The organism is Pradoshia sp. Z4_20 (assembly GCF_058216035.1).
On sequence record NZ_JBZAJD010000007.1, the window covers coordinates 65,569 to 77,873 of the forward strand.

General features: G+C 35.9%; 14 protein-coding genes. 2 read left to right on the plus strand and 12 right to left on the minus strand.

Going from position 1 to position 12,305, the window contains the following annotated elements; all coding sequences use genetic code 11:
• The first annotated feature begins 294 nt into the window (after positions 1 to 294).
• Positions 295 to 1,386: a GntR family transcriptional regulator gene (locus AC4BHP_RS14780; protein WP_139892720.1), complete on the plus strand. Its 1,092-nt coding sequence runs from the start codon at positions 295 to 297 to the stop codon at positions 1,384 to 1,386.
• A gap of 159 nt (positions 1,387 to 1,545) precedes the next feature.
• Here AC4BHP_RS14780 and dhaQ read toward each other — a convergent pair whose 3' ends face one another.
• Both dhaQ and dhaS read right to left on the minus strand, forming a co-directional pair.
• Positions 1,546 to 2,544 carry a DhaKLM operon coactivator DhaQ gene (gene dhaQ, locus AC4BHP_RS14785; protein WP_139892721.1) on the minus strand — a complete coding sequence of 333 codons (999 nt, stop codon included), beginning with the start codon at positions 2,542 to 2,544 and terminating at the stop codon, positions 1,546 to 1,548.
• Positions 2,545 to 2,563: 19 nt separating this feature from the next.
• Positions 2,564 to 3,121 carry a dihydroxyacetone kinase transcriptional activator DhaS gene (gene dhaS, locus AC4BHP_RS14790; RefSeq protein WP_490553078.1) on the minus strand — a complete coding sequence of 186 codons (558 nt, stop codon included), beginning with the start codon at positions 3,119 to 3,121 and terminating at the stop codon, positions 2,564 to 2,566.
• Between the two features lie 176 nt (positions 3,122 to 3,297).
• Between dhaS and dhaK the strand changes: the two genes are divergently transcribed.
• Positions 3,298 to 5,055 carry a dihydroxyacetone kinase subunit DhaK gene (gene dhaK / locus AC4BHP_RS14795; RefSeq protein WP_490553080.1) on the plus strand — a complete coding sequence of 586 codons (1,758 nt, stop codon included), beginning with the start codon at positions 3,298 to 3,300 and terminating at the stop codon, positions 5,053 to 5,055.
• Positions 5,056 to 5,264: 209 nt separating this feature from the next.
• Here dhaK and AC4BHP_RS14800 read toward each other — a convergent pair whose 3' ends face one another.
• The 10 genes from AC4BHP_RS14800 to AC4BHP_RS14845 form a co-directional block, all read right to left on the minus strand.
• Positions 5,265 to 5,402, minus strand: coding sequence for a hypothetical protein (locus AC4BHP_RS14800; protein WP_490553083.1), 138 nt, complete (start codon positions 5,400 to 5,402; stop codon positions 5,265 to 5,267).
• 260 nt (positions 5,403 to 5,662) lie between these two features.
• Complete coding sequence (locus AC4BHP_RS14805; protein WP_490553086.1) at positions 5,663 to 5,806, minus strand: hypothetical protein; 144 nt, start codon at positions 5,804 to 5,806, stop codon at positions 5,663 to 5,665.
• Positions 5,807 to 5,823: 17 nt separating this feature from the next.
• Positions 5,824 to 6,615: an aminoglycoside phosphotransferase family protein gene (locus tag AC4BHP_RS14810; RefSeq protein ID WP_490553091.1), complete on the minus strand. Its 792-nt coding sequence runs from the start codon at positions 6,613 to 6,615 to the stop codon at positions 5,824 to 5,826.
• A gap of 443 nt (positions 6,616 to 7,058) precedes the next feature.
• Positions 7,059 to 7,439, minus strand: coding sequence for an HIT family protein (locus AC4BHP_RS14815; protein ID WP_066108231.1), 381 nt, complete (start codon positions 7,437 to 7,439; stop codon positions 7,059 to 7,061).
• A 287-nt stretch (positions 7,440 to 7,726) separates the two neighbouring features.
• On the minus strand, positions 7,727 to 8,479 hold the full coding sequence (locus AC4BHP_RS14820) for a DUF1129 family protein (RefSeq protein WP_066108233.1): 753 nt from the start codon (positions 8,477 to 8,479) through the stop codon (positions 7,727 to 7,729).
• A 12-nt stretch (positions 8,480 to 8,491) separates the two neighbouring features.
• Positions 8,492 to 8,821, minus strand: coding sequence for a PadR family transcriptional regulator (locus tag AC4BHP_RS14825; RefSeq protein ID WP_066108236.1), 330 nt, complete (start codon positions 8,819 to 8,821; stop codon positions 8,492 to 8,494).
• 254 nt (positions 8,822 to 9,075) lie between these two features.
• On the minus strand, positions 9,076 to 9,936 hold the full coding sequence (locus tag AC4BHP_RS14830; protein ID WP_139892727.1) for an AraC family transcriptional regulator: 861 nt from the start codon (positions 9,934 to 9,936) through the stop codon (positions 9,076 to 9,078).
• A 172-nt stretch (positions 9,937 to 10,108) separates the two neighbouring features.
• Positions 10,109 to 11,254 carry an anti-sigma factor gene (locus AC4BHP_RS14835; RefSeq protein ID WP_490553098.1) on the minus strand — a complete coding sequence of 382 codons (1,146 nt, stop codon included), beginning with the start codon at positions 11,252 to 11,254 and terminating at the stop codon, positions 10,109 to 10,111.
• A complete protein-coding gene (locus AC4BHP_RS14840; protein ID WP_225983701.1) occupies positions 11,247 to 11,612 on the minus strand; it encodes an RNA polymerase sigma factor in 366 nt (121 codons plus the stop codon). The genes AC4BHP_RS14835 and AC4BHP_RS14840 overlap by 8 nt, the downstream gene beginning before the upstream one ends.
• The gene (locus AC4BHP_RS14845; protein ID WP_490553099.1) at positions 11,585 to 11,740 is read right to left on the minus strand and encodes a sigma factor; all 156 of its coding nucleotides are present in this window, start codon (positions 11,738 to 11,740) and stop codon (positions 11,585 to 11,587) included. The genes AC4BHP_RS14840 and AC4BHP_RS14845 overlap by 28 nt, the downstream gene beginning before the upstream one ends.
• Between the last annotated feature and the right edge of the window lie 565 nt (positions 11,741 to 12,305).

Genomic DNA, 12,305 nt, shown 5'->3' on the forward strand with positions numbered 1-12,305 from the left:
TGATTACGCTTTCTATTTGTTAACTTGATTATATTTATTTGTACGTACAAATGTCAACTAATGTGTAATTAGTACACACAAATTTAACATTCTCGATTTTAGTACAAATCAAACAAAGACCCACAAAACCATTTATTGGGTATACTATTAAAAGAACTAATGAAAGATGTTACTTATAAAATAGAATTAGATTGCTTATTTTATTTCTTACTAATTCAAAGTAAAATATGTACATACAACTATTTCGAATCAATCAATTAGTGCAAGAGCACCAATGAAGGAAGTGAGCTATAAATGAAACCAAAATATCAGGTCATCATTGATGATATAAAAAGCAAGATTCTTTCGGGAGATTATAAAGTTGGTGACCAAATCCCTACTGAAGCTTCCCTCCAAGAAAAATACGAAGTGAGCCGACAAACTGTTCGTAAAGCTATTTTAGAGCTATCAAACGAAGGATTTTTAAGAAGTGAAAAAGGGTCTGGCACTTATGTCAGTAACCAATATCAAGCAAAATCTGGCGGTCAATCTAACACTAAAACAATCGGAGTCATTACAACCTACATTTCTGATTATATTTTCCCCTCCATTATTCGAGGGATTGAAGGCAGATTAAATGAAGAGAATTATTCGTTATTATTAGCCAGTACAAATAATGATGTCGAACAGGAAAAGAAAGCTTTGGAAATGATGCTGTCATTTGGAGTGGATGGTTTGATCATAGAGCCTACGAAAAGCAATCTATATAATCCAAACATCTCTTATTACCTGTCATTTAAAGAACAAGAGGTTCCATTCATTATGATTAATGCTTATTATGAAGAATTAAGTGTTCCCTTTCTTTGTCTTGATGACGTCCAGTCCAGTTATCTCGCAACAAAGGAATTAATTTCGAAGGGACATACACATATCGGGCTAATATCAAAATCAGATGACCTACAGGGAAAATATCGAATGAAGGGATATATAAAAGCGCTTGGAGAAGCCAAATTAGGATTTCGACCTGAGCATGTGCTTACATTCGATACAGAAACAAAGCCCAATTTATCAGCTAGCTTGAAGAAATTTTTAGAGGAAAATATTCACCTATTAACCGCGATTGTTTGCTATAACGATGAAGTCGGTTTAGAAGTAGTAAATGTGTGTAAACAGCTTAATATTTCCATTCCAGAGAAGTTATCAATAATCGGGCAGGACAATTCCTATATTGCCAAAAATGCTACTATTGCACTGACAACATTAACCCACCCACAGGAACAAATGGGACGTGATGCAGCTGATTGGCTCATTAAGAAATTGCAAGGAAAACGAGATTTACCAAACGAAACCTATTATCAGCCAGTGTTAGTTGAAGGAGAAACAGTAAAAGATTTAGAGATACATTAAGCAATAGTTATGAATATATTTTATTTCATATGGTGCTACTAAATTACTTAATGAAAAAGAAAAGCCCTGTTTATGCTCGTTATGATACCCGAGCATAAACAGGGCTTTACTCTATTTCTGCTATATATGGTATTTGACTGTGCACTAATCAAATCTTAACTACCAGTTAGCTACTTCCACCTCTGCTTTTAACCATTTTTCCCAAACAGAATCCGTTATTTTGAGTAAGCTTAATGAAATACCTTTCATATCTAAGGAAGTTAAATGGTTTCCAACCTTCACAAATCTAATATCCAAGCCTTCCAGCTCGCATAAACGTCGGATGTCATTGGTAAAGATATACTGTTCCATCAGCGGTGTAGCCCCTAACCCATTCACCAAAATGGCAAATCGATCTCCTTTTTTCCATCGATAAAGACTTTTAAGTTTATTCATAAGCTCTATGGCTAAAATTTCAGAGGAATGAAATTCTTCTTTCCGGTATCCCACTTCACCATGAATCCCAATTCCGTAAAATACTTCATTATCCTGTAGTATAAATGACCTTCTATCTGTCTCAGGATGGGTTACCGGTGAAAGTGCAACTCCCAATGTATGTAAATGATTGATGACAGACTGGCCAATTTCCGTTAGTTCGTTTAGAGAATATCCCTCACGTGCAGCAGCTCCAAGTATTTTATGGACAAACACAGTACCAGCCACACCACGTTTCCGCTTATTGAAGGAATTGTCGTCTTCAATGGAGACATCATCACTTACAATGACATGATCAACAGTCCAGCCTTCTTTTTGGGCGATGGATTCAGCCATCAAAAAACTCTCTAAATCTGCTTTAAAATTTTTGACTATGAGCAAGACACGCTTATTTTTATCAATCATCCGAATGGCGGCTACTATTTGCTCAGTTGTTGGCGGCGTGAAAATTTCTCCATTAACAGAAATGGAGAGCATTCCTTTCCCTACATATCCATAATGAGCCGGTTCGTGTCCGCTGCCGCCTCCGCTAATAATGACTACCTCCTCTCTTATATCTTTTAAATCTTTCCGATAAACAATATCATGCTTGGGCTCATAAGAAACCCTTTCTTTATGTTCAAAACAAAATCCAGCCAACATGTCTCTTACAACATGCTGAACATCGTTAATTATTTTTTTCATTCTTATTCCCTCTCGCTGCTCACTCCTGCAGAAATGGCAGTAATTGATCATTTATCATATATTTCATCAAGAATGACATCGTGGAAGATTCGAGAGTGCAATCTTTCTCAATCCACTCTTTGATTATCCCTACAAACCCATAGCCATAAAAAGAAGCCATTAATTCTTTCCTTTCATTAGAAACCATTAATCCGCTTCTGTCCATACGTTTAGTAATAATCTCAAGATACAAATTCTTTGTGTGTTCATATAAGTATTCGTTAAAGGAATTTTGCTCTTCTACTTTAAATGCATTTTGATAGAATCGTCGATTCTGACTGAAGTATTCCAATAACAAATGAAAAATGTTCTCCCACTTTTCATATCCAATAAAGTCTGTAATATTTTCCTTCGTTTCTTCTTTATAAATCCAGCCTAGCAATTCATATTTATCTTGAAAATGATAGTAAAATGTTTGCCTTCGCATCTTACAGTTTACCATAATGTCGCTTACTGAAATTTTATGAAAAGGTTCAGTTACCATTAATTCTTTTAATGATTTTGCAATTATTTTTTTTGTGATAATCGATGAGGTCATGGGTTACCTTCCCTATTAAAATTGTAATTTAATTATACAAAAATGATATAATTACGGCTATTTTGACAAATGCGTTTTTTTGTCCGTTTACTTTAAAACGCTTACATTATACTGTTAATAGTATGAATAAATTTAGCAATACTACCATTTTTTAATAGAAACAGGAGGCTATACAGATGAAAAAGATTATAAATAAACCTGAGAACCTCGTAATGGAGATGGCTAATGGATTAGTCATGGCACATCCGGAACTCGAGTTTCTTAATAAATATAAAATTATTAAGAAACGAGTAATAGATGAGAACAAAGTGAGCCTAATTAGCGGCGGAGGCAGTGGGCATGAACCTGCACATGCAGGCTTTGTCGGAAAAGGTATGCTCGATGCTGCAGTATGCGGGGATGTGTTTGCTTCTCCATCTCAAATACAAGTGTATCAGGGAATCAAAGCAGCTGCCGGTCAAAAAGGGGTCCTGATGATTATTAAAAATTACAGCGGTGACATCATGAACTTTAAAAATGGTGCCGCTTTGGCAATCGAGGATGGTATCCAGGTTGAATATGTTCGAGTAGCTGACGATATAGCCGTTGAAGACAGTCTGTATTCTGTAGGACGCCGCGGTGTTGCAGGAACTGTACTTGTTCATAAAATTGCCGGAGCAGCTGCAGAAGAAGGCAAAGATCTTATGCAGGTAAAAGCCATTGCAGAAAAAGCTGCAGAAAGTGTAAAAAGCATCGGGGCAGCTCTTACATCCTGTACCGTTCCTGCTAAAGGAACTCCGACATTCAAATTAGAGGAAGATGAAATCGAATACGGTGTCGGCATTCATGGAGAACCAGGAATCAGAAGAGAAAAATTGATTTCTGCAGATGAGTTGGCTAAACAAATGATAGATGATCTTCTAAAGGATTTTGGAATAGATGAGGATGAATCATCTGATATTGCTATTCTCGTAAATGGCTTCGGAGGTACTCCACTTCAAGAACTCTATCTATTTAACAATTCGGTTATGAGAGAAATGAGTAACAGAAATATTCATGTTTATAGAACCTTTGTCGGCAATTATATGACAAGTATTGATATGGCCGGAGTATCCTTGACAATTATGAAGCTTGATGATGAGCTGAAATCATTATTATCAAGCGAATGTTCTGCTGCGGCATTTAAAGTGGATCAACCTGTTGAGGCTGTTCAGTATACCGACCCTATTGATGAGATTGAAGAAAGAAGCGTTTCATTCAATACAGAGACAAGTGAGGAGTACGCTGTAATCCAAGATGATGTACTTTCCTTAGAGAACATCATCTATCTCATTGATAAAATGAGCGAAGTCATTATCCGCAATGAGATACCATTCTGTGAGCTTGACTCTCATGCCGGTGACGGAGACTTTGGTATGAGCGTTGCTAAAGGATTCAAGCAATTGAAACGAGAATGGAGTTCTATCTTAAATCAGGAATCATTAACTATTGGAGCATTCCTTGATGCATGCTCAATGGTCATTATGGAATATTGCGGTGGAGCGTCCGGTCCAATTTGGGGTTCTGCATTCCGTGCTGCCGGCAAAGCCGCAGGCGATAAAAATGAATTAACGGTCGAGGAGTTTGCAAACCTATTACAGGCAGCTGTTAAAGGAATACAAGTAACTGGAGAACGTTCATTTGGTAGAGGTGCAGTCGTCGGTGACAAAACTCTGATTGATGCTTTAGTTCCATGTGCTGACTCTTGGTCTGAGTGCGCAAAAGCTGGAATAGACTTTAAAACTGCCTTTGAAAATGGGGCAGCAGCTGCTGTTAAAGGCGCTAAATATACAGAAACAATCGTCGCCCGCATGGGACGTGCTGGTACGGTTGGAGAAAGAAGCCTGGGTTATCCTGATGCTGGAGCTTATGGACTTGGAGTTATCTTCACAGAGCTCTCCAGCAGCCTAAGATAACAGCATTGATTGCCAACCATACAATTCTTATAACCTAGCCACTCTAAGGAGCTGCAACTTTGCAGCTCTTTATTTATCATTTAGTCTTAGAATAATAAAGCAGCTTCAGTTGAGAGGGCTATTTTCGAAGGATTTTAACAATGTAAAAAGAAAAATTAAATGACCAACTTTTGATCATCCTTGTTCAACTTAGACATCTTTAATAAATATTATTTAAATAATAGGTATAGAACAATGGCACCGACTACGACTATTCCCCCTATTGTTGGACTTCCATAAACGGTTCTATTCCAACCATCCTCGGTGTCTATCTTATTTTTGTTACGCTTATCTTGGTCCTCATTCAACAATAACACCTCCATATAATTGCTATAACACTATTAAAGAACTACTACCTTAGGCGATGAAATTTTGAAAAAGATGGACGGTCAAAACTGTTGTTAACAAACACCCACAGGAAGTTAAGATTATTGTTTTTCTATTGTCTTGTTTTTCTTCAGGTTTATTTAACTCATTAATTTGTATAATCCATATTGTCATAGTTACAAGGGCAAGAATTCCGATGGACATACCAATCACTTCCTTTTTCCTATTATTTTTTTGTAAATTATCCCACTTCGATTGTAACATTCTGTAAATTTGTAACAAGTCTTTCTTCGCTAACTTGTCCCTTTACTACCATAAGAAATTTAACATGAAAAGGCATTAATCCTTCTTGGTCAACTTGGCCTTCTGCTCTTTCCCCTGTCAATTCCAACCTTTCCCCTTTTACATCCACTCTTTTCCGTGTTCACTAATGAACTTGATATCATTTTGATAATGTTCAAGGTGTCCTTCATCTATCATTTTTTGAAAATTACTATCGCCTTCTTTAGCTTTTCTTTCAATTGTTTTACATAGCCCTTGTAATCGCAACAATACCATTTCTAAAAAATCTTCTTCCAATTCCTTTCCATAGGATTTAAAAAACAATTTTACTCTTTGTTTTATTTTCATAGCATGGTCTAAGGTATTATAAATAACTTCTTCACCTGGCTCAAATAGATAAGCTCTACTTAAAGGAACACTAGTATAAAGGGTATAGGCAATGTCCCAGAGTCTCGGTCCAGGGCCGGCAACATCAAAGTCGATTATCCCTACCGGTCGTTTACGATTAAAAATAATGTTATATATAGCAAAATCATTATGACAAAGCACCTCAAATGGTTGCGGAGTATTATCTATCGACTTCCAATCTTCTTCAATTAAAAAATCACTCACTGAATCATGGTAGAGACGTAGCATCTGAGCTATTTCTCTTAGAACTTCATCAGACCACATATATCCCTTTAAAGGATAATTACCAGCTTCACCTTCTATATATGACAAAATTTCTCTACCTTTGTCATCAATGCCCCAAAATTTAGGGGCATATTTGAATCCTTTGTTTTCCAAATGCATTAATAACTTGTGAATTTTCGTACTGTCTGGCTTTAAATCTCTTCGAACGGTATCTCCTATACGATATACGGTTGAGACATTTCCTCCAGTTAGAATTTCTTCTTTTTCGTATTTTGACATTTCACAAATACCCCTCAATATAAATTTGCCACCGTTTAGTTTCTGTCTATTGTTTAACATTCCTGCTTCTTTATCTCCATAAGAAATTCAACACGAAAAGGTATTAATCCTCCTAAGATCAACGCCCTGAAAATTTAAGTGAGAATTCCACTTACTATATGAATTATAAACATGGCTACTTACGTTTTTGGATTATTTGACGCACTGGAGATGCCAAAGCAAAAAATATAAGTGCTATAAAAATTGCTTTAATTAAAGAAACTTGCTCCATCATAGGTGTATGCGTTGAACGGCTCGAGGAAAAGATAGACCACCAACTTGGTTCGGCGTATGGTAGAGATACTCTGTACCAAATGATAAAAATTAAAAACACTAATAACCAGTAAATCTTCATAAAAACTCTCCTATACTTTTTAGATAAGTAAGGCTCGAATTAGTTACCATTATCTCTTATTTTCTAAACTTTTCAGCCAGTGTCTAAGTCCTTTGCCAGCATAGGGTTCATCACTAAATCGAGGAATAATATGTAGGTGAGAATGCATGATATGTTGACCTCCAATTGCATTGCAGTTCCAACCAATATTGTACCCATCAGGTCGATATGTTTCATCCAGGAGATCTTTCACTTCTTGCAGTAATGAATAGGTTGCAAACCATTCATCTTCTGTTAAGTCAAACACTGTTTCACGGTGTTTTATTGGAACTATTAATCCTGAGCCGACTAATACTTCTTGTGGCATTTGCAGAAACATACAATGTTCATTTTTTACAACAACTTCTTGCAGTTCTATTGTTTCAGGATTACAAAATGGGCATTCTTTCACTTCAATAACCTCCTCAGTTTCAGTTTTATTTTATATTATTTTACTCTTATTATAGTAACCTTTAAGAAAACAATTTTTAGAATAAACAAAAACGCAAAGGCAGTCATATAATCCTCCAAATTTAAAATTTGGTTAAATAATTCGATTAAAACATATAAATCCTTCTTAATCTAACCTGCATTCCTAGTTAACCGGCTTGTTATAGGAAATCAATTGAATAAGATAGGAAAGGGTCCTCCAGAAAGTCAGTAAAACTAACGTTCCGGATAACCCCCAAAAAACTTTTGTTATGATTTTGTTTTTCTCACTTCATAAAATAAATAAATTCCGATCAATATATATGTTATAGCTAAACCCATAATTAACTGCAATTCTTCATTTAAAGTTGTTCGAGCTAATACGATGGTCGGTAAGTGAAATGAAATTAAAAAAACGGGCAGGATTGCGGTTTTTGCCCAAATGGAGAATGTAACGATAAAGCAAAGAAAAAGTAAGCCGATGACTGTACTCCCTAAAACACCAAAGTTAATGGTTGGTGTAGGATAGATTGAATCAGCGACAAGCAAACCCATAAAGACGACCATACTAATGAAAATAGGGGCTAATAATATTAAAAACTCTCGAATTTTAGACACTTGATTCCTGGCTGTATAGCGAAATGCAATCATTACTCCGATAAAAAAGAGCACACAATACACAGCCGTTCCAATGATTTTTAATACACTATAGCTTAATGTACCTTTCAAAAGATCTCCGAAAATCGAAAATGACATTGCTCCAGCTATAATCAGGGGTATATATTTTACCCATGCTTTATAATCCGTCCTCATTTCATTGGAGATACTCTGCATATACTCTTTAGGAGAAGATCCAATAATCTGATCAATAGATTTACCATTTAGCTCGGCTTCATATAAATGCTCCTCAAGTTCTTTCGTAATATCATTAATCTCCTGATCATTTTTTCCACTTGAAAACAAGTATATCTTTAAATCATCAATAAACTTCTGACTTTTATCAGACAGTTGAAGTTGCTCCACTTTTGCATCACCTCATCCTTCAATTTCTTTCTTAATGACCGCGTTTACGCTGTTCTCAAGGTAACCCCATCTAACCAGAAAATTTTCTAAAGCTACCTGTCCTTCATCTGTTAATGAATAATATTTTCTCTTTGGTCCAGCAATTGAATCCCGGCGAACAGACGTAATAAGTCCTTCCCGTTGCATTCGGAGCAATAATGGATAAATGGTACCTTCGCTGATTGTCTCAAATCCATACTCACTTAAACGTTCTGCCATCTCATATCCATAACATTCTTTTCCTTTGATAATAGCCAAAAGGCAACCATCCAATATACCCTTCATCATCTGGGTTTGCGACATCTATAATCCACCACTCTTTTTATCTTGCATTGCAAGGTATATTACCAGTTTAAACCACACTACCTTGCAATACAAGATAATTGTTAATTACTTACAAATATCTTTCTTATATGAAGGTCAAAAAGAAAACACTAGGGCAAGAACCCCTATTAAATTCAAGTCTCTCCATCTCTCAAATAGAAAGAAGCAATGTAGCCCACTACATTGCTTCTTTAATGAATCCGCTCGATTAATTTATAAGCTTATCCTTCTATTTATTTTTTAATTGGTATCCATATTTCTGAATAATAATCCTTAGAAGATGGATCTCCATCACTTAAGTAAACCTCCATCTCAGGTCCACCCGAATGCTCATAGCCTGTTGCCGGAAACCATTCAGAGAAAATTCGATTCCACACCTTTGGCATGGCATCAGGCATAGCGCCATGAACAGGAAAAACAGCCCAGGTAGCAGCCGGAATCTGTCGTTCTTCCCAATCATTTGGGACATGTTCTATATGTTTCTCTGCCCCGATCAAGTAAGTTAGATTTTCTTGTAGTTTATCAAAGTCCATACAAACTCCAATTAATCCAAGAGATCCACTATTTTTAGCAAGTACAGCGGCGAATCCATTCTGATTAGATTCATCCCAGAAAGAGGCTATTTTCCGATTGTTCTCCCCCCCACTAGTACTCGTGCGTATGCTTTTCCCAACAACCTTAAATGCTTCCTTTACGACAATCTTATAATCCATTCCCACATCACCCTTTAACTGAATTTGAAAAGAGAGCCTCGGATAAGCCTTCAAGGATTGAGTATTTTTCTTTGCAGATGACGGATTGATTCCATGAATTTTCCGGAATGCTTTTGTAAAGGATTCCGGAGTTTCATAGCCATATTTCAGTGCAACATCGATTACCTTAGACTTGGAATATACCAGTTCCTGCGCAGCAACTGTGAGACGGCGATTCCTAATATATTCACTTACGGTATATCCCGTCAGCATGCTGAACATCCGCTGGAAATGAAATTTTGACATACACGCGATTTTAGCAATATCTTCCATACAAAGATACTGTTCCAAATTACCTTCTATATACTCGATGCTGTCGAGCATCCTTTGAAGCCCCTCCATGTAAGCACTCTCCTTTCTAAACTCAGTCTACCAACATGAGTTTAGCAAATCCGGTTAATCCGTGCTCTTTTATGACAGTCCAGAATAGAATAAGAGCACCCAATTAGTTCATTAAGCTATCTCTATTTAACTGCCTGAATATCGCATAATAAAAGTTTTACTCAAACTATTTTCAGAGTTCACTTTCCCAATTCCAAAATTCTATTTCGTCTACTTCTAATTCACTTACTTTTCCTTCATCCTGTAATTTTAATACTTCTTTAGTTGGTCCTGTAATAACAGCCCCATAATGCTTATAACCATGTTTTTCCATGTATTGAATACGTTTTGAAAGATTTAAATCTCCTATATAAAAATTTTCTGCTTTTTCTTCATATTTTTCCAGGAATTGCAGTGTTTTTCGGAATTGCTTATGCAGTGGTTCTCCTTCGCCTACCTCGTATTCCGGTGAAGAAGACCCTTCAGAAACTATTTCTGTTCCAAAAAAACCTTTTTCCTCTTGTTGAAAATCTACGATCATGTCATCTTCATGCCAAATTGGTTCACTAGGAAAACCAATTGGTTTAAATATAGCTTCCTCTTTCTTTTCAAAACCAGTATCTACTGCAAGCCATATTAATCTCATATCCTTAGCCTCGAATAATGAAAATACCTCTTCTGTCTCTAGTAAATCAGTAAATGAAACATAGGCTGAAACAACCGTCCCTTCCGGAACCTTTTTTAATCGTTCCCACCCTGAAAAACCTCGTGGGCTTGAGCCCGGATAAATAAAAGCAGGACTGTTAATAGATATAGGGCTGAAATAGGTAACTTCGGGATATGACATCCTTGAGAAGAAAAAATCAGTTTCCATTTCACCTACTTTGATCGTATCATCTCCAATAACCTTATTTATATCTTTTGAGGCTGTCATTCCAAAATAGGCAGAAGTGCTCGTACTTGTACCATCCATATGACCATAAGGATTCATTACAGTCAGATTGTAATCAACGATATTACGTAATTTCTCTACTCGGTCAGGAGCTCCGAACGAGTAATACATCAGAGTTAGGATGGAAGAAAAGAATGAAAATAGAAGAAATAAACCTATAGCCATAAGTGCTGTTTGAAATCTTGCCTTCCATTTTGCAAATTTCATAATTCGTTGTTGTTTTTTTATGCCAATATCAGAATCAGTTAACTTTCCCCTATTTTCTTCATCAGTTTCTTCCAAATATCTCTCCATGCTCTCCAGTTCTTTCTCAATCTCTTTTGCCTCTTCTGCAGAAAGTTCACCTTTTTCATATGATTCCAGGCGCTTTTTAAATTCATCACTCATATTCTTTACTCCTTCTTTTCCTTATTGCTTTTCTCCCGCGAAATAAAAGAACTTTTACATATGCCTTACTAACCTTCATTACTTCAGCAGCTTCCTCATATGATAGACTATTAAAGTCACAAAGCAGTACTGCCATCTTATGTTTTTCAGGTAATGCATTCACTTCACGTAATAGCTCTTCTATTTCCTCATGAATCACAATCGTTTCATCAATCGCTCTGTTCTTATCTAAAAATCTAGAAAAATAGCCTTCATCCTGAATTGTTACTCTTTTATGCTTTCTATGATGATCAATATATGCATGATATGCTACCGTAAAAAGCCATGCCTTTACACTTCCACTTTGATAATTCTCAATAAATAGGCACGAAAGAAGGTCTCTTGAACAAGGTCCTCCGCTGTATGATGGTTATGACAAAGAGAGAAAAGGAAACGATATATATCAGAAAAGTACGTGCTATAGAGACTATCTATTGAATCCGCCATCATTCCCTCCTCTCTTTAATACCACGTACAAAAATAAAAAAGGTTACAAATATTAAAATACTTTCTAAATTACCAATCTTTATGAGCATAACAAAAGATGGGGAATTAAGTTTACTTTTGTTTGGTTTGATGTTTATATAAACAAAAAAAGACATCAATGGAGATGCCTTCTTTCGCGCACTATATATGTAAATAGCCACCAAGGAGATTAATAAAAAAAGACCCGTATTCGTAAAATCCACGAAATAAGGATCAATCTTGCAAATGTATTTTTCGGGGTCTTCAATATCCTTCTTCGATTTCAAAAGTAATATCGATACTATAAATCCTTTTTGGACTAGGGTGAATCAACTAATTAACTTATATTTACTTTCCTCGATTAACAAAACAATATTCTTTATATAACTTGATTAATTCTTGGACAATTCCAGGTCTCTGCTTCGTTATCTAAGCGTTCATTTAGAAAACCGAGAAAGAATACTGGATTAAATATGGAACCTAAAAGAAAGATTTATCATTTTTTTGTCGAATTCTATTATATATAGCTTAACTAAAATAGCCTCCA